Origin of the sequence: Streptomyces sp. NPDC048650, assembly GCF_043199095.1 — a bacterium.
GTDB lineage: Bacteria > Actinomycetota > Actinomycetes > Streptomycetales > Streptomycetaceae > Streptomyces.
In genome coordinates this window covers 1-17,079 of the sequence record NZ_JBICVM010000014.1, presented here as the reverse complement: position 1 = coordinate 17,079, position 17,079 = coordinate 1, and the positions used below count along the sequence as shown (strand labels likewise).

General features: G+C 74.0%; 14 protein-coding genes. 8 read left to right on the top strand and 6 right to left on the bottom strand.

Going from position 1 to position 17,079, the window contains the following annotated elements; genetic code table 11:
- Window positions 1-81 precede the first annotated feature (81 nt).
- Window positions 82-1,278 carry a DUF6895 family protein gene (locus tag ACGFML_RS30490; protein ID WP_393548848.1) on the top strand — a complete coding sequence of 399 codons (1,197 nt, stop codon included), beginning with the start codon at window positions 82-84 and terminating at the stop codon, window positions 1,276-1,278.
- Window positions 1,279-1,362: 84 nt separating this feature from the next.
- The gene (locus ACGFML_RS30485) at window positions 1,363-2,229 is read left to right on the top strand and encodes a class I SAM-dependent methyltransferase (RefSeq protein ID WP_393548847.1); all 867 of its coding nucleotides are present in this window, start codon (window positions 1,363-1,365) and stop codon (window positions 2,227-2,229) included.
- A 239-nt stretch (window positions 2,230-2,468) separates the two neighbouring features.
- On the opposite strand, the gene ACGFML_RS30480 is transcribed toward ACGFML_RS30485, so the two are convergent.
- Window positions 2,469-2,996 carry a hypothetical protein gene (locus tag ACGFML_RS30480; RefSeq protein WP_393548846.1) on the bottom strand — a complete coding sequence of 176 codons (528 nt, stop codon included), beginning with the start codon at window positions 2,994-2,996 and terminating at the stop codon, window positions 2,469-2,471.
- Between the two features lie 95 nt (window positions 2,997-3,091).
- On the opposite strand from ACGFML_RS30480, the gene ACGFML_RS30475 reads away from it, so the two are divergent.
- Window positions 3,092-3,979, top strand: coding sequence for a LysR family substrate-binding domain-containing protein (locus ACGFML_RS30475; protein ID WP_393548845.1), 888 nt, complete (start codon window positions 3,092-3,094; stop codon window positions 3,977-3,979).
- 391 nt (window positions 3,980-4,370) lie between these two features.
- Here the strand turns inward: ACGFML_RS30475 and ACGFML_RS30470 are convergent, their stop codons facing one another.
- A complete protein-coding gene (locus ACGFML_RS30470) occupies window positions 4,371-6,809 on the bottom strand; it encodes an MFS transporter (RefSeq protein WP_393548844.1) in 2,439 nt (812 codons plus the stop codon).
- A gap of 215 nt (window positions 6,810-7,024) precedes the next feature.
- A complete protein-coding gene (locus ACGFML_RS30465) occupies window positions 7,025-7,468 on the bottom strand; it encodes an SRPBCC family protein (protein ID WP_393548843.1) in 444 nt (147 codons plus the stop codon).
- 155 nt (window positions 7,469-7,623) lie between these two features.
- Here ACGFML_RS30465 and ACGFML_RS30460 point away from each other — a divergent pair, with 155 nt between their 5' ends.
- Entirely contained in the window at window positions 7,624-8,658 is a 1,035-nt protein-coding gene (locus ACGFML_RS30460; RefSeq protein ID WP_393548842.1) for an Rv2578c family radical SAM protein, read from the top strand.
- On the opposite strand, the gene ACGFML_RS30455 is transcribed toward ACGFML_RS30460, so the two are convergent.
- The 3 genes from ACGFML_RS30455 to ACGFML_RS30445 are packed head-to-tail and all read right to left on the bottom strand — an operon-like array spanning window position 8,622 to window position 10,541.
- The gene (locus tag ACGFML_RS30455) at window positions 8,622-9,008 is read right to left on the bottom strand and encodes a MerR family transcriptional regulator (protein WP_393548841.1); all 387 of its coding nucleotides are present in this window, start codon (window positions 9,006-9,008) and stop codon (window positions 8,622-8,624) included. The genes ACGFML_RS30460 and ACGFML_RS30455 overlap by 37 nt on opposite strands.
- Window positions 9,009-9,060: 52 nt before the next feature.
- Window positions 9,061-9,846 carry an SDR family NAD(P)-dependent oxidoreductase gene (locus ACGFML_RS30450; protein WP_393548840.1) on the bottom strand — a complete coding sequence of 262 codons (786 nt, stop codon included), beginning with the start codon at window positions 9,844-9,846 and terminating at the stop codon, window positions 9,061-9,063.
- Window positions 9,847-9,881: 35 nt separating this feature from the next.
- Complete coding sequence (locus ACGFML_RS30445; protein WP_393548839.1) at window positions 9,882-10,541, bottom strand: HEAT repeat domain-containing protein; 660 nt, start codon at window positions 10,539-10,541, stop codon at window positions 9,882-9,884.
- A gap of 389 nt (window positions 10,542-10,930) precedes the next feature.
- On the opposite strand from ACGFML_RS30445, the gene ACGFML_RS30440 reads away from it, so the two are divergent.
- The 4 genes from ACGFML_RS30440 to ACGFML_RS30425 all read left to right on the top strand — a co-directional run.
- Window positions 10,931-12,751, top strand: coding sequence for a 3-hydroxyacyl-CoA dehydrogenase family protein (locus ACGFML_RS30440; RefSeq protein ID WP_393548838.1), 1,821 nt, complete (start codon window positions 10,931-10,933; stop codon window positions 12,749-12,751).
- Between the two features lie 142 nt (window positions 12,752-12,893).
- Window positions 12,894-13,694 (top strand): TetR family transcriptional regulator, encoded by an 801-nt coding sequence (locus tag ACGFML_RS30435; RefSeq protein ID WP_393548837.1) that lies wholly within the window; start codon window positions 12,894-12,896, stop codon window positions 13,692-13,694.
- 49 nt (window positions 13,695-13,743) lie between these two features.
- On the top strand, window positions 13,744-16,236 hold the full coding sequence (locus ACGFML_RS30430; protein ID WP_393548836.1) for an AAA family ATPase: 2,493 nt from the start codon (window positions 13,744-13,746) through the stop codon (window positions 16,234-16,236).
- 425 nt (window positions 16,237-16,661) lie between these two features.
- Window positions 16,662-17,079, top strand: a 418-nt coding sequence (locus tag ACGFML_RS30425; protein WP_393548835.1) for an alcohol dehydrogenase catalytic domain-containing protein, incomplete at its 3' end; no start/stop codon positions are given.

Sequence of the window (17,079 nt, the reverse complement as noted above, 5' to 3'; positions counted from 1 at the left end):
CCGGTCTCCTGGGAGCCGTTGCCCGCGCACGTGCGGCCGGGCGGGGCGCGGCCGCCGGAAGGGGCTGTGGCGGAGTCGGCTGTGGCGGAGTCGGCTGCCGCGGCGGGGGTATTGTCCGGGGCGCTGGGTTGGCTGGGCGCTCATCTGGAGTGGTTCGCCGCCGCCCGGTGGGAGGAGTTCCTGCCGCGGCGCCCGTTCCCGCCCGGCCCGCTGCTGGAACTGCTGGGCCTGGTGCGGCTGCTGGACCGATCGGGCCGGCTGTCCGCGGACGCGCCGCTGTCGTCGGGTGCCCTCGATCTCGCCGAACGGGCGGTGGCCGGCGCGGACTTCGTCCGTGGTCTGCGCCGCGCCGACGAGCTCTTCCCGTACCACCTGAATCTTCTTGCCCTGTTGGAGCTGCTCGGCCGCCCGCAGCCCGCGCTGCGGGCGTTGGGCGAAGGGCTGCTGGCATCCGGCGCCGGCGGTCATGCCCAGCCGTACAAGCCGCTGCTCGGCCGGATCGAGCTGCGCTACTTCCTCGACCGTGGCGGATTTCGGGCCCCGGCCGTGCTGCCCGACGTGGCCACGCTCTATCGGGCGAGTCTGCCCGCGCTGCGCCCGGATGTGCTGCATCTGACCGGGAGCGAGATCTATGCGTGGACCCATGTCCTGTTCTATGTCACGGACTTCGGTGCCCGTCGTCCGCTGCTCGATCCGGCGGAGCTGGCGCGGCTGCGCGAGACGGTACGCGTCCTGCTGGCCGTCCACCTCGCCCGCGGCAGCCTCGATCTGGTGGCGGAGCTGCTGCTGTGCGCCGCGGCGCTGGGGTACGGGCCGGACACGCCGGTGCGCGACGGCTGGTCGGCGCTGTTCCGCGCCCGGCGGCCGGACGGCGCGGTGCCCAGCCCCGTGCACCGGCCCGGGGTTCTGGCCGGGCTCACCGGCGACAAGGCCACGGCCTATCTCTTCGGCACCTGCTATCACACGACCCTGGCCACGGCCCTGGCCGCGGTGGTGCGGGCCGAGCAGGGCGCCGCGCCCGAGGGCGTCGCCGGTCCCCGGCTCCCGTGCGCGGCGCCCGCCGACATCCTGCGGTGGGCCGCGGCGACGACGGCGGCGCCGGGGGCCGCCCGGGCCTGCGAGGTCGCTCCTTTGTTGGTGCTCTGTGTCCAGGCGCGGGACCTGCGGGTCCTGGCGGAGGTGCTGCGGGCCGCGGAGGCGCTCGGGTGCGGCGAGGATCCGGTGGTGCGTTCGGCGGCCGCGTACCTCGCGGCGGGGACGAGCCGACCATCCGGCTGACCACCGGTACGACTTTGCACTCCCCCGGGTGACCGACACGCCGATCACTCCCGTGTGCGGCCGGTCCCCCGGTATCAACACCACATGATCGAGGACGTGCGCCAGCAGCCGGGGTCCGGCCGTATCACGGCAGACCTCCGGGGAATCCCCGAAACGGCCCTGTGGACCGTCTATCACCGGGCGGCCGAGGCCACCCGGGCGGACCGGGTGCTGAGCGATCCCCGCGCGGTTCAGCTGGTCGCCGAGGTGGACTTCCCGTTCCGGGAACGGCTCGGTGCCGTCCGGCCGTGGGCGGCCCAGGCGATCGCGCTGCGCGCCCTGGCCTTCGACGGCGTGGTGCGGGACTTTCTCTCCCACCACCCCGAGGGCACCGTGATTGCGCTCGGGGAGGGTCTGGAGACGCAGTTCTGGCGCGTGGACAACGGCCGGGTCCGGTGGGTCACGGTCGATCTTTCCGAGCCGCTGGCGCTGCGCGGCCGGCTGCTGCCGCTCGGTCCGCGCCAGCGGCTTGTGGCCTGCGATGCCCGGGAGCCCAGCTGGATGGCGGGCATCGACGCCTCCCGGGGGGTGCTGGTCACCGCTCAGGGTCTGTTGATGTATCTCCAGCCGGCCCAGGCCCACGGTCTGATCGGTGCGTGCGCGGCGGCGTTCCCGGGCGGCGCGATGGTGTTCGACAGCGTGTCCCGTCGCTTCAGTGCCCGTTCCCGTGACGGGGTGCGGGGGCCGGGCGGTCATCGTCTGCCGCCGATGCCGTGGGGAATGGACGCGGCTCAGCGCGCGCAGCTGCGCACCGCTCACCCGGCTGTGACCGAGGTGACCGATGTGCCGCTGCCTGCGGGCCGGGGCCTGCTCGGCTTCTTCGCGCCGCGGGCCGCGGCGGTGCCCCTGCTGCGCGGGGACCGTCCGCTGATCACCCGGCTGCGGTTCGCCGCGGCGGTGGACGCCCCTTAGGAGTTGCCTTCGCATGATCTCGGGTGGTGGATCACGGTCGGGCGCTAAGCCGCCATGAACTGTCGGATGGCGAGGGGGAGTTCGTCCGGCCACCGCTGCCCGAATCCCCGCGGGGCCGGAAGCGGTGGGACGACCGCACCGTGCTCAGGGGAAGCGTGGGGAAGTTCCGCACCGGGACCGCTTGGCGCGTGGCCGGTCCCGGCCGCGGCCGGCTGGGCATCGGGCACGGCGAGGTCGGGTCAGTGCGCGGGTGCCTTGCGGTTACCGCGGTAGGCGATGGCCACGAGTGTGGTCATGGCGAGCACGGCGGCGCCGACGAGGATCGTGGGCGGTGCGAAGACCCCGGTGAACAGGGTGATCACGTAGGGGGAGAGGAAGCCCAGGTACGCCAGCGTCCAGAAGTAGGAGGTCAACCGCGCCAGCCGGTGAGCCGGCGCGAGGGCGGCGACCTCGGTGAGGCCGTAGGCGACGCACAGGCCGTAGCCCGCGCCGAGCACCATCGACGCGATCAGGGCGACCACCGGCTGGGCCTGCGCCGCGGCGAGCGCGGCGATCAGCAGTCCGAGGGCGATGGCGGCCAGCCCCATGGCGCCGACGGCGACACGGTGCCGGGCGGCGAGCGAACGCGCGAACGGTGCCACAAGGATGCCGGCGCCTGGGGTGACGGCGGTGATCACACCGGCGTAGACGGTCTCCCAGCCCTTCAGGTCGGCGTCGACCAGGCCGGGCAGCGTGCGAAGGCCACCGCCGGGGCGATGAACACCCATGGAGCGACGGGTGCGACCAGCCGGCGGAACTCGGCCGCCGAGGCGCGCCGCTCCTGCGGTGCGTCGGGCGCGGGAGCCGCCGAGGCCGTGCCGGAGTGACCCGGAGAGGACTCGGGGGCGCGGGCGGCGCAGAGCGCTGCGACGGCGGAAACGATCAGGTGCGGCGGCTGCTGGACCGTGGCAACGGCCCTGTCGTGCCGACCATCGCCGGACAGCGGCTGGTTTCCCACGCCCGCACTCTGCTCGCTGCCGCGAACGCGGCCGTCGAGGATGTCGCCGAGGCCGCCCTGGCTCCGCCGGCGGCCGCCCGCACCTTGCGGGTACGGATCATGGGCCACGGCTCGGCGGAGGTCACCCCGGCTGCCCTCAACGCCTTCCGTCGCGCCCGGCCCGAGGTGCCGCTGGAGCTGATCCAGTTGACCTTCACCGAGCACCTCAGCGCGCTGCGTGAGGACCGCGTGGACGTGGCCTTCGTGCGGCCCGCCTTCGAAGCCGAGGGCATCGAGGTGGACATCCTCACCGCGGAACAGCGGATCGTGGCGGTCCCGGCCCGTTCGCTCCTCGCGGACGCCGCCGAAACCGGGGTCCGCGTGGCCGATGTCATCGACCTGCCCTACCTGAGGCTGCACCCGCGCACGCCACGCAGTTTCACCGACTATCTGTACTTCGAGACCGGCGAGCGCCGTGCGCCCGATCACGCCCTCACCCCGCAGGACATCCTCACCAGCGTGGCGGCGGGCCGCGGCGCCGGCTCCGGTCTCAAATCCTTCGCCCGCTACTACCCCTGGCCCGGCACCCGCTACGTACCGGTGCTGGACGCCCCATGTGTGCACAGCGTCCTCGCCACCCGCACCACCGACACCAACGCCGAAGTGCGCATCTTCCGCGCCCTGACGGTGGCCCTGGCACGCGAGATGGGATCCGCCGAGGAATACCCCTCAGCGGCGAGGAGACGTCCGTCCATGACCAGTGTGCGGAAGTAGGAGATGCCGGAGCCCGGTCGATCGACCGGGCTCCGGTGGCGCAGGGTCGGGCGTGCGGTGTGCGGGGCGCCCGCGCGGCGGGGCCCGCGAACCGGTCATTGCCGCCGACAGGCCACACGTCAGGCATGAAGATCACGATCTACGGCTGGAGTACCAGGGCGTGCCCGCAAGGTCGTCGGGGCTGTCGTCTGTTCGTGGTGCATCCTCATGAGCTGACTGATCCGGCTTGCGCCAGGCAATGCGCTCGCCACCCGCTACGGCAAACGCGCCCACCACTACGAAGCCGTCGTCACCCTCGCCTGCCTGCGGCCATGGCTGCCCCGACGTTGCGGACGCCGCCTCCCAGGGCGCGCCGTCGGCGTCCCGTCCGGCCGCGGCGTCCGGTGCGGGTTCAGTCCTCGTGGCCGAGCTGCAGGTCGCGTTCGGTGCGGCCGCCGCCGGCCACTTGGAGGACGGTGGCCACCGGTGGGTATCCGGCGGCGATGACGGTGTACTCGCCGGCCGAGAGGTCCACGAAGCGGAACAGGCCGTCGGGGCCGGTGGTCGCGGTGTCGACCACGTTGCCGGCGGCGTCGAGGAGGGTGACCCGGGCGTCCTCCACGGGGCGGCCGCCGCCGGCCCGTACGGTGCCGCGCAGCACCGCGCCGCCGGCGAGTTCGATGTCCTGACGGGTTTCGCGGGAGGCCTGGACGGTGACCGGGAGGGCGGCGGGCCGGAAGGCCGGGGCGCTGGAGGCGAGGGTGTATTCGCCGGCCACCAGCTCCCCGATGACGTAGCCGCCTTCGCGTCCGCTGCGGGTGGTGGCGACGACGTCGCCCCGGACGTCGGTGAGGGTGACCATGGCGTCGCGGACGGGTGTGCCGTCGCCGGTGGTCACGGTGCCGGCGAGGCGGCCCGCGCCGCCGAGGACGACGTCCAGGTCGACCGGCCGCTCGCCGACGGTGACGGTGACGGCCTGCGGCTGGTGTCCGCCCGCGGCGGCGATCAGCACGTAGGAGCCGGCGCCGGGGGTGCTCAGGGCGTACCGGCCGTCGTCGCCGGTGGCGCCGCGACCGATCTGGCGGCCGGCGACGTCGATGAGGGTGAGTGCGGCGCGCGGCACGATGGTGCCGTCGTGGTGCTGGACCGTGCCGCACACCGGGACGCCTGCCGGGTTGCCGGGGTAACCGGTAGCCGGCGAGGGCCCGTTGGCGGCGGAGCGGGCCCGGGGCACCCCGGCCGAGGGGTCGGGCTCGCCGTAGGGCAGGTGGGAGGTCTGGGGGGTCTGCGATGCGGGAGAGGGGTGGGACACCAGTGGTTTCTCTTTCCGGAGGATGACGAGCAGAAAGCCCACGACGAGTGCCGGCGCGAGGTAGCGGAAGACCCCCGGCACGGCGTTCGCGTATGCCGCGAGGTGGCCGTCGCGCAGTTCGGCGGGCAGGGCGCGCGCCAGTTGCGGGGTGAGCGGCCCGGGGCCTTCGTGGGCGAGTCGGCCGGCGAGGCGGTCGGCGCAGAGGGCGCCGAAGAGGGCCGCGCCGACGCTGCCGCCGATCTGGCGGAGGTGGTGGCCGGCGCCGGGGTCGGGGCTGGGGTCGTGTCGGCGTACGGAGTCGCGGGCGGCGAGTACCAGCACCGGCAGGACGAGCCCGAGTCCGAGGCCGAGGAGGGCCGTCCAGAGGCTGCGGACGTCGCGCGGGGTGTGCGGGGTCGTCCCGGACAGCAGCCACATTCCCGCCGCGGCCGCGGCGCAGCCGAGGATCGGGAGGATCCGGTGGCGGCCGGTGCAGCCGGTGCGGCCGATGAGCGGGGCGGAGACGAGACAGGCGAGCGCGATGCCGCCCGTCATGGGCAGCGTCAGCAGGCCGGCGCCGGTGGCCGTCACGTCGTCGTGCAGGTGCAGAAGGGCCGGCAGGTGGTGGGTGGCGCCGAAGAGCGCGAGGCCGACGACCGCGCCGACGAGCCCGGTGAGGCGGAAGACGCAGTCGCGGAAGAGCCGGAGTGGCAGCAGCGGTTGGGCGGCGAAGTGTTCGACGGTGAGGAAGAGCAGGGCGGCGGCGAGCGCTCCGGCGCCGGGCCCGATGGTCACCGGTGAGTCCCAGGCGTATTCGGTGCCGATCCGGCCGGTCAGCAGGGCGAGGCAGGTGGCGAAGGCGGCGAGGAGCAGCGCGCCTGCGATGTCGGGACGGGGGCGCTCCGGGGGGCCGGGGAGTTCGAGGGCGAGGGCGAGGACGAGGAACGCCGCCACCCCCAGTGGGATGGTGGCGTAGAAGCACCAGCGCCAGGAGGCGTGGTCGGTGAGGAGGCCGCCGGCCAACGGCCCGGCCACGGCGGCGAGTCCGCAGGCCGCGCCGGTCAGGGCCAGGTGGCGGCGGCGGGCCCGGGGCGGTACGACATCGCCGGTGATCGCGTGGGCGCCGATGAGCAGGCCACCGGCGCCGAGGCCCTGGAGGGCGCGGAACGCGAGGAGTTGGTCCATGGAGCGGGACCAGCCGGAGAGCGCGGAGCCGGCGACGAAGAGCAGGATCGCGAGGAGGAAGGCCGGCTTGCGGCCGAAGAGGTCGCCGAGCTTGCCGTGGACCGGCAGGGCGATGGCGGCGGCGAGCAGGTAGGAGGTGATCGCCCCGGAGGTCGTGGGCAGGCCGTGCAGCTCACGGGCGATCTTCGGGAGGGCGGTGGCGACGACGGTCTGGCCGAGGGCCGCCGGCAGCAGGGCCAGCAGCAGGCCGGTGCGGACCAGCCGCCTCCGGCCGGGGCCGGGCGGGGGGACGGCGGGGCCGTCGGGTCCGGCCGCCGCGGGCAGCGCCGGCGCCTCGGTCCGTTCGGCCCGTTCGATCAGGGTGGTCCCGCCCACGTACTGCCTCCCTCGTCACACCTGCACCACGGCCCCTTTTTCGCATCGGGGACAGCAGCGAACAAGTACGACGAAAGGGGGTGGGCGGGGCGGGGGTGGGCGTCAAGTACGTTGCCCGGGGCGCCCATTGGGCTCCCATCAGGGGTTTCCGGGCGTCGGGCTGTCCGGAGGTCCGGACACTCCGACGCCGCGGAAACCACCCGAACCGGTGACCGCTACTTCTCGGTCTCCTGGGCGAGGTTGGCGAGGATCGCGTCGTAGATCCGGCCGAGCCCCTTGGGGGCGAAGGTCCGCTCGAAGAAGCCGCCGATGCCGCCCGCGCCCTGCCAGGTGGTGGTGACGACGACCTGGGCACGCTTCTCACCCGCCGGGGTGACGACCCAGGTGGTGACCATGGAGGAGTTGCGGTCCTTCTCGACGAGCTGGCCGTCGGTGGGCTCGTCGACGTCCAGCAGGCAGTCGCGCACCCGCTTGCTGGTGGCCTGGAGCTTCCAGTGGACGAGGGTGCCCTTGCCGTCGCCGCCCTCACGGACCTCGTACTCGCTGAAGTGCTCGGGCAGCAGCTTCTGGCGCGTGCCGCTGTAGTCGGCGAGCGCGTCGAACACGTCCTCCGGGTCCGCCGCGATCTCGCGCTGCGTAATGGCCTCGACCTGACCCATGTGCGTCTTCCTCCAGTAGTCGGCTGCCGGTCCTGCGGTGCGCGCCAAGCCAACCACCACCGGGTGGCGCGCCCAAAATCCGGGTGACAGCAGAGAAGGGAACGCGTGTTCTATTATTGTGAACGGGGGCTCGCCAGGACCCCGAAGGAGGCCCGATGCGCTGGGACAATCTGGGCGAAAGCCCTGCCGCGCTGTTCGGTACGGACATCGTCAGCCGGACGGTCGACACCCCCGAATTCCGTGGCATCACCTTCCACGAGGTACGCGCCCGCTCGATCGTGAACCGCGTCCCGGGCGCCTCGCAGATGCCGTTCGAGTGGACCGTGAACCCGTACCGGGGCTGCAGTCACGCCTGCGTCTACTGCTTCGCGCGCCGGACCCACAGCTATCTGGACCTCGACACCGGGCTCGGCTTCGACTCCCAGATCGTGGTGAAGGTCAACGCCCCCGAGCTGCTGCGGCGCGAGCTGTCGGGGCGGCGCTGGCGCGGCGATCACATAGCCATGGGCACGAACGTCGACTGCTACCAGCGGGCGGAGGGCCGCTACGCGCTGATGCCCGGAATCCTCACGGCGCTGCGCGACCACGCCAATCCGTTCTCGATCCTCACCAAGGGCACGCTGGTCCTGCGCGATCTGGCGCTGCTGCGGCAGGCCGCCGAGGTCACCGACGTCGCCGTCTCGGTCTCCGTCGGCTTCCTGGACCACGAGCTGTGGCGCACCGTCGAGCCGGGCACGCCCGCGCCCGAACGCCGCCTCGACGTGGTGCGCACGCTCACCGCACACGGCATCGCGTCCGGTGTCCTGATGGCGCCGGTCATCCCCTTCCTCGGCGACGCCCCGGAGCAGCTGCGGGCCACGGTCCGGGCCGTCGCGGAGGCCGGCGCCGGGTCGGTCACCCCGCTCGTGCTGCATCTGCGGCCCGGCGCCCGCGAGTGGTTCATGTCCTGGCTCGGCCGCCATCACCCGCACCTGGTCCGGCGCTACGAGCGGATGTACGCCGCCGGCCCGTACGCCCCCACCTGGTACCAGCGCCGCATCACCCGCCAGGTCCACGAACTCGCCCGGGAGTACGGCATCGGCCCCCACCGGCCCGGCGCGCACCGCACGGTCGCCGCCGTCGCGCCCGCCGCGGGCCGGGCCGGCCCGGGCGATCAGCCGGCCGGGCCCACGCAGTTGACGCTGCTGTGATCCTCCGGCAGGGCGAGCAGGGCACGCGCCAGGCGGTCGCGGGCCGCCGTCTGGGCGGCGATCCGCGCATCGATGACCGCGAGCCGCTCGCGGGCGATCCGCAGGCCCTCGGGCGAGGGTTCGACGGTGGTCATGTCGCCGTCCAGACAGTGCGTGAAGCACCGCACGTCCGCGAGGGTGAGGCCGGCGTCCAGGAGGTGGCGGATGTTGCGGACCCGCACGCTCGCGCGCGCGTCGTAGTCGCGATAGCCGTTCGCCGTCCGCTCCGAGCCGATCAGCCCCTCGCGCTCGTAGTTGCGCAGCGCCCGCGGCGACGTCCCCGTCAGCCGTGCCAGCTCCCCGATCCGCATCGGACCACCTCCCCGGCCGTTCTACCATCCGGCGGCCGGCGGCCCCGCCCCGTCAGCCGACCACCGCCCCGCCGTCAACCGGCAGCACCACTCCGGTCACGAACGACGCGGCGGGAGCGGCGAGTCGGGTGATCGCCCAGGCCACCTCCTCGGGATGCCCGACCCGTCCCATCGGGGTGTGGTCGATCTGCCACTGGCGGACGGCCCTCCGCCGCTCCGGGGACCAGCCCTGGTGCAGTGCGATGGGGGTCTCGATCGCGCCGGGTGCGACGGCGACGACCCGTACGCCGCGCGGTGCGAGCTCCACCGCCCAGCTGCGGGTGAGGAGTTCGAGCGCCGCCTTGGTCGCGGCGTACACCGCATTGCCCGGCCAGCCGCGCTGCCCGACGGAGGTGCTGACGTTGACCACGACGCCGCCGGTCCGCTCCAGATGCGGCAGCGCCGCCTGGGTCAGCAGCACCGGCGCCACGAGGTTGGTCGCCAGCTGCGGCGCCATCAGCTCCTTGGTGTAGCTGCCGAGGGCGCCGCCGCCCACCGTCGCGGCGTTGTTGACCAGCACGTCCAGCCTGCCGTACGTCTCGGCCGCGTACCGCACGAGGTCCTCGGGCACTCCGTCCTCGGTGACATCGGCGGTGTACGGCACGATCGCGCCGCCCTCGGCGCACTCCCCCGCGGTCTCCGCCAGCGGCGCGCCGCGGCGGCCGACCACGACCACCCGCGCCCCCTCGGCCGCGAAGGCGCGGGCGGTGGCGCGGCCGATGCCGGTGCCGGCGCCGGTGACGATCACGACCCGCGCGGCGGGCGGTGGGGACGGGTTGCCGTTCTCTTCCGGTTCCATGCCGACAGTCTCGGACCCTGCCCCCAGCGTCAAGGTCACGTCACGGTCTCCCGGCCGTCGCCGCCGGCCCCGTCCGGCTCCTCCCCCGGCACCTGCTCGTGCACCCCCAGTCGCGCGAGTGAGGCCGCCGCGGCGGCCGCGAGGCGGGGGTGCGGGAGGGCCGCGGTGAGGCTTGGGACGGCACGGCGGTCACCCAGGGCGCCCAGGCCCTCGACGCAGGCGAGGGCCACCCGCCAGTAGGGGTTGTGCGGGGTGAGCAGCCGCTCCAGGGTCGCGATCAGGGCCGGTACGGACTGCGGGGCGCGGAGTTCGGCGAGCAGGCGCACGGGGTGCAGGGCGTAGGCGGTGCGCAGCGGGTTGGTGGCGAGGGCGGCGGCGGCACGGGCGGTACGCGGGTCGCCCAGGCGCCCGAGGGCGTGTGCGGCGGTGGCGCAGCGGATCGGTTCGCGGTAGTTCAGCAGCAGCACCAAGGTCTCGAAGGCGCGCTTGTCGCCGGCGCAGCCGAGGATGAAGGCCGCGATCTCCCTGGCCCACAGGGGGCGTTCGACGGCGACCAGCATGCGGGCCAGCTCTTCGCGTCCGGCCGGGCTGTTCTTCCGGGCGAGGCCCAGCAGTCGCTCGTAGGCGACCAGATCCTGTGGGGAGCGGAGCTCGGCCCGCACCCGGTCCGTCAACTCGTGGAATTCATCTTCCATTTGCCGTACCCTCCCGCCGGGCCGCCCCGGATCCGCGGACGTGGCCTGCGCCACAGCCTAATGACCCGCACTACCCCTGGCGCTCCGGTTACCCACGGGTTAACCTGCTGGAACGAGCAGCACCCCTGCTCGGGCGGCCGGTGACGCAGCCGCCAGTACGTGAAGTCGGTTCGGCACCGCGACACAGCACGACACCATCGGGAAGCACACGGCACGGCCCCGGGACAGGGCTCGCCGCGGCTCCCGCTCCGCCGGCGCTGCCCGCAGCACCGCGGCTTCCACGGCTCACCCGCCGTATCCCTCGAGCCGCTGCTCACGGCCGCCCGCGCGGCACCCCTCAGTCGTCACTTCTCCCCTGCCCTCAGGGGAACACCCTCAGGAGTCTCGCGATGGGCCCTCAGTCCAGCCCTGATCTCTCAACCGCCGCTTCCTCCCTGTCCCTTTCCACCGTGGCCGTCGTCGGCCTCGGCACCATGGGTGCCGGTATCGCCGAGGTGCTCACCCGGGCCGGCCGCGAGGTCATCGGCATCGACACCGACGAGGCCGCGGCCCGGCAGGCCGTCGCCGCCCTGGAGGCCGCCACCGCCCGCTCCGTGCGGCTCGAGCGGATCACCGAGCGGGAGCGCCAGGACATCCTGGCCCGCTTCCGCACCTTCTCCGATCTGCAGGCCGCCGCGGACGCCGACCTCGTCATCGAGGTGGTGCCCGAGGACTACGAGCTCAAGCGGCAGGTCTTCGGCGCGTTGGACGCCGTCGTCCGACCGGACACCATTCTGGCCACCGGCACCAACGCCCTGTCGGTGACCCGGCTGGCCGCCGACTCGCAGCGTCCCGAGCGGGTGCTCGGTGTGCACTTCTTCAACCCCGCGCCGGCCATGAAGCTGGTCGAGGTGGTCTCCTCGGTGCTGACGGCGCCGACCGCGGTCGCCGCCGTCACCGAACTCGCCCGCGATCTGGGCAAGGACCCCATCGCGGTGGGCGACCGCCCCGGCTTCGTCGCCGACGGCCTGCTGTTCGGCTACCTCAACCAGGCCGCCGCGATGTACGAGTCCAAGTACGCCACGCGCGAGGACATCGACGCCGCCATGCGGCTCGGCTGCGGCCTGCCGATGGGCCCGCTCGCCCTCCTCGACCTGATCGGCGTGGACACCGCCCGCACGGTCCTGGAGGCGATGTACGCCGAGTCGCACGACCGGCTGCACGCCCCCGCCCCGATCCTGGGCCAGCTGGCCGAGGCCGGGCTGACCGGCCGCAAGGCGGGCCGCGGCTTCTACACCTACGACGCACCGGGCAGTGCCACGGTCGTGCCGGACGCGGAGAGCCCGGCGGCCGACGGCGAGCTCGGCGCGGGCCGTCCGGTCTCCCGGGTCGGCGTCGCCGGTTCCGGGACGATGGCGAGCGGTATCGCCGAAGTCTTCGCCAAGGCGGGCTTCTCCGTGGTGCTGGCCGCCCGCAGCCCGGAGAAGGCGGAGAAGGCGAAGGCCCGGATCGCCAAGTCGCTGGGCAGGTCGGTGGACAAGGGCCGGCTGGCTCCGGAGGCCCGCGACGCCGCGCTGGACGCGATCACCCCGGCCGGTTCGCTCGACGCGTTCGCGGACGTCGACCTGGCGGTCGAGGCGGTCGCCGAAGACCTGGCGGTCAAGCAGCAACTCTTCGCCACCCTGGACAAGATCTGCAAGCCCGGCGCGGTGCTGGCCACGACGACCTCGTCGCTGCCCGTGGTGGCCTGCGCGCGCGCCACGTCCCGCCCGCAGGACGTCGTCGGCATGCACTTCTTCAACCCGGCCCCGGCCATGAAGCTGGTCGAGATCGTCCGTACGGTCCTGACGGCCGACGACGTGCACGCCACGGTCCGCACGGTCTGCGCCAAGGTCCGCAAGCACCCGGTGGACTGCGGCGACCGCGCCGGCTTCATCGTCAACGCGCTGCTCTTCCCGTACCTGAACAACGCGATCAAGATGGTCCAGGAGCACTACGCCTCCCTCGACGAGATCGACGCCGCCATGAAGCTGGGCGGCGGCTACCCGATGGGGCCCTTCGAACTCCTCGACGTCGTCGGTCTGGACGTCTCCTTGGCCATCGAGAAGGTGCTGCACGCCGAGTTCCGCGACCCCGGACTCGCCCCGGCGCCGCTGCTGGAGCACCTCGTCGCGGCGGGCTGCCTCGGCCGCAAGACCGGCCGCGGCTTCCGTGAGTACGCCAAGCGCTGACGGGAGGGGACACTCCCGGCCACGCGCCGGGGGAGCGTGGGGCGGACTGCTGGATCCTTCGACCGGCGGTCCGCCCCAGGTCACGGGGGCGCGACCGGTACCTGATGCCGCAGGCCGAGTAAATATGCAGTACCGTCCCCACATGTCCCAGCCCGCTCGTACGCCGACCTCCGACGCCGCCGACACCCCCTCTCCCGGCACCCGCCGCGCGGCCGCCCAACGGCTCAAAATGCGCCGCGAACTGTCGGCCGCGGCGATGGAGCTGTTCGCGACCAAGGGCTACGAAGCGACCACGGTCGACGAGATCGCGGCCGCCGCCGGGGTCGCCCGCCGTACCTTCTTCCGCCACTTCCGCTCCAAGGAAGAGGCGATCTTCCCGGACCACGACGACACCCTGGTCCGCGCCGAGGCCGTACTGGACGCCGCCCCGGCACACGAGAACCCCCTCGACACGGTCTGCCGCGGCATCAAGGAAGTCATGCGGATGTACGCGGCCTCCCCCACCGTCTCCGTCGCCCGTTACCGCCTCACCCGCGAGGTCCCCACCCTCCGCGAGGCCGAGATCGCCTCGGTCGCGCGCTACGAGCGCCTGTTCACCCGCTACCTCCTGGGCCACTTCGACGAGGGCGCCCACCGCGAGGGCGACGACGACCCGCTGCTGGCCGAGGTCGCCGCGTCGGCCGTGGTGACCGCGCACAACCACGTGCTGCGGCGCTGGCTGCGCGCAGGCGCCGAGGGCGATGTGGAGACCCAGCTGGACCATGCCTTCGAGATCGTCCGCGAGACGTTCGGCACCGGCATCGGCGCCGGCCGCACGGCCACCGAGCCCGCCCCGGCCGCGGTTTCACGGGAGGGCGAGGTGCTGGTGGCGGTGGCGCGGACGGACGCGCCGCTGGAGGAGGTCATGCGGACCATCCGTAAGGCGATCAAGAGCCGGGACTGATCGCACGACCGCCTGACGCGCCCCGCCCGCCCGTGCTATTCACATGGACGTGGCGGACGCGAGCGGGGCGGGGCCGGATCCTGCCACCCACAACACCATCAGCGGCGGGCAGGCCCGCGACGTCATCCAGGGCGGCGTCGTGCAGTACTACGCCGCACCCGCCCCGGTCCGCTCGCTGAACGCGCTGCCGCCCCGCCCCGCCGCCCTGGTGGGGCGGTCGGCCCCGCTGGCCGAACTCCTCGCCCTGCTCGCCCCGGAGAGCCGTGCGGGCCGCTCCCCCGTCATAGCCGTCACCGGGGAAGGCGGCGTCGGCAAATCGGCGCTGATGGCGGCCGCCGCCCACGAGGCGCACAAGTGGTTCCCGGGCGGGGTGCTCTACGAGGACGCACGGGCGCACAGCGCCCGCGGGCGGCTGAGCGTCGAGGAGCTGCTGGGCACCTGGCTGCGCTCGTTCGGCATCCCCGGCGACCAACTCCAGCCGCACCGCACGGGGCTGCTGGCCCAGTTCCGCAGCCGGCTGCACGAGACGGACCAGGCGCTGCTCATCCTGCTCGACGACGCCTGCCCCGAGGAGCACATCGCGCCGCTGATACCGCCCGACGGCCGCCACCGCCTTCTGGTCACCGCCCGCACCGCCCCGGACGACGCGCGGATCACGGTGGTGCGGCTGGACACCCTCACCCCGGCGGACTCCGTCGCGCTGCTGGAGGCCGCGGCCGCCACACCGGTCCCCGCGTCGCAACTCGCCGAAATCGCCCTGCTCTGCGGCCACTTGCCCCTGGCGCTGGATGTCGTGGCGGGCCGGCTGCGCGACGGCGCCGACAGCGGGCGGCGCGTCCTGTCCGCGTTACGTCCGCCGGGTGAGCGGCTCGCCGAACTCGACCCGGTGCGGCAGGCGTTCGACGCCTCGTACCAGGCACTGGGCGCCCCGGACGCGCGGCTGCTGCGCTTCCTGGGGCTGCACCCCGGCACCGAGATCGACGCCGAGTCGGCCGCCGCGCTGGCCGGCGTCTCGACGGCGGAGGCCGACCGCGCGCTGCGCCGCCTGACCCGGGCTCAGCTGCTGCGCCCCGCCGGCTCCGAGGGGCGGGTCCGCTGCCACGACCTGCTGCGGCTGTACGCGGCCGAACTCGCGGGCGGTGAGCCGGAGTCGGCGCGCGACGCGGCGCTCGACCGCCTGCTGGCCCACTACGGCCGGCGCGCCACCAGCGCCGACGACCCGTGGTTCGACCGGGAGCGCGGGGCCCTGGCGGCGAGCGTGACGGAGGCCGTGCGCCGGGGCCGGTACGACCTGGTCGGCCCGGTCGTGGACCCCTTGGGGGCGTACCTGCTGCGGCGCTCCCGCACCGTGGACGCGCTGTGCGTGCTGCGGCAGGGCGTGCTCGCGGCCCAGCAGCGCGGCGACCACGGACGCGAGGCGGAGCTGCTGCAGACGATGCGGCGCCAGTACCGCACCCTGGAGCGCTGGCGGGAGGCCCAGGCGTGCGCGGAGGCGGGCCATCTGGCCCGTATCAGGGCCGGGGTGCGCTCGCCCGAGCTGGACGACGACCTCGGTGAGCAGGCGGCGGAGCGCGGGGACCACGAGGCCGCGGCCCACCATCACCAGCGGGCCGTGCGGACCTGGGCGCGGCGCGGCGACCGGCGCCGGCTGGCGGCCTCGCTGCTGGCCCGCGGGGACGCCGAGGAGCGGCTGGGGCGCGCGCAGGAGTCGGCGGTGTCGTACCGGATGGCGGTGGTGGCGGCCGGGGACGGGAGCGATTTCGCGGTCGCGGCCTACGCCTGGATGAAGTTCGCCGGCTGCGCCGCACACCGCCACGACCGTGGGCAGGTGGTGGCGGGGCTGCGGCGCGGGCTGCAGTCGGCACGCCGGTCGAAGGATGTGCGCGCCACGATCGAGGCGCTGGCGCTGCTGTCCCAGGCGGAGATCGAGTCGCAACGGCCGGGGGCGGCCGAGCAGTTGCTGCGGGAGGCACTCCGCGAGGCCGAGGCGCACCGGCTGCCGCTGCTGCGGTCCAGGCTGCTGGCGATCAAGCCGCCGTGGCTGAAGCTGGAGCGGGACCCGGATGCGCGGGAGGCGGCCGACGCCCGCCGGGACCGGCACCGCAGGCAGCCGTCACCCGAGGTGCCGCGACCTCCGGTGGAGAACGCGGCCCGGCATGTCCGGCCCGTTCTGCTGCGGCTGCTCGCGCTGCCCGCCTGCGGCGCGGTGTGGGCGCTGGGGCTGCTGGGCCACGCGGTGGCGCAGGGCGGCCCGGTCGCGCTGTGGCTGGCGCATCTGGGGTTGGCCGGCGGCACGGCGTGGGCGGCTCGGCGGGTGTGGCAGCAGAGCCGCGGCGGCCGGCTGGGCGATCTGGCGGCGGTCGCTCTGCACCGGTTCCACTCAGCGGGTGCCGCGGGTCTGCTGGCGGCGGGGGCCTGGGTCGGGGCGACGGGCGGGAGCGCCACGGCGGCGGCTCTGCTGGTGGGGCACTCCGCGGCGCAGCGGTGGCCGGCGGTGCGGGAGCGGCGGCTGTCCCGGAGCCGGCCTGCCGGGCGCGGTTGAACGATCATCGCTCATATCGCTCATCTGAACCCTGTGCCACTCACCCGAGAAATTCATGGCACTCAGTGTCTTGCCACCTGGCACGCGGTGTCATACGTTGAGTGTGTCCGAGCGACCGATGCATGGCGCCCCTCCCAGACGGAGTCTGGGGGACCATCCGTGCACCGGCTGTCCCAGCAGCCCTTCGCGACTGCTCGCCCGGACGCCTGCGTCACAGGCATCGCACCCGCGCCCACCGGCGCACTGCCAGGCATCGTGACCGACGCCACCGCTCCACCGCGGCGGTCGAGGAAGCGGCGCCACCCCGGCCGAACCGACGGCACCACCCCCGCACCACCCCCGTATCCCCCAAGCCGTTGCCCACGCTTCCCCGAACTCTGGACTCCGCCCGGAGCAGGGGAGACTCCCGTCGCCGGAGGCACATCGTGAACGAAATCCTGGACGCCATCCTCGCGCCCGACACCACCAGCGAGGACTTCGCCGCGCTGACCATCCCCGAGTCCTACCGCGCGGTGACCGTGCACAAGGACGAGGCCGAGATGTTCGCCGGCGTCCCCAGCAAGGAGAAGGACCCCCGCAAGTCGCTGCACCTCGAGGACGTTCCCGTGCCCGAGCTGGGCCCCGGTGAGGCCCTGGTCGCCGTGATGGCCTCCTCCGTGAACTACAACAGCGTCTGGACCTCGATCTTCGAGCCCGTGTCGACGTTCGGGTTCCTGGAGCGTTACGGCAAGCTCTCGCCGCTCACCAAGCGTCATGATCTGCCGTACCACGTCATCGGCTCCGACCTGGCCGGCGTGGTGCTGCGCACGGGTCCGGGTGTCAATGCCTGGGGCCCGGGCGACG

Bases quoted from the DNA above. Each gene is read 5' to 3' on its own strand.
- ACGFML_RS30445 (WP_393548839.1), bottom strand. From the start codon at position 10,541: ATGGAAGATGAATTCCACGAGTTGACGGACCGGGTGCGGGCCGAGCTC.
- ACGFML_RS30435 (WP_393548837.1), top strand. From the start codon at position 12,894: ATGTCCCAGCCCGCTCGTACGCCGACCTCCGACGCCGCCGACACCCCC.
- ACGFML_RS30440 (WP_393548838.1), top strand. From the start codon at position 10,931: ATGGGCCCTCAGTCCAGCCCTGATCTCTCAACCGCCGCTTCCTCCCTG.
- ACGFML_RS30450 (WP_393548840.1), bottom strand. From the start codon at position 9,846: ATGGAACCGGAAGAGAACGGCAACCCGTCCCCACCGCCCGCCGCGCGG.
- ACGFML_RS30465 (WP_393548843.1), bottom strand. From the start codon at position 7,468: ATGGGTCAGGTCGAGGCCATTACGCAGCGCGAGATCGCGGCGGACCCG.
- ACGFML_RS30480 (WP_393548846.1), bottom strand. From the start codon at position 2,996: ATGGGTGTTCATCGCCCCGGCGGTGGCCTTCGCACGCTGCCCGGCCTG.
- ACGFML_RS30455 (WP_393548841.1), bottom strand. From the start codon at position 9,008: ATGCGGATCGGGGAGCTGGCACGGCTGACGGGGACGTCGCCGCGGGCG.
- ACGFML_RS30460 (WP_393548842.1), top strand. From the start codon at position 7,624: ATGCGCTGGGACAATCTGGGCGAAAGCCCTGCCGCGCTGTTCGGTACG.
- ACGFML_RS30485 (WP_393548847.1), top strand. From the start codon at position 1,363: ATGATCGAGGACGTGCGCCAGCAGCCGGGGTCCGGCCGTATCACGGCA.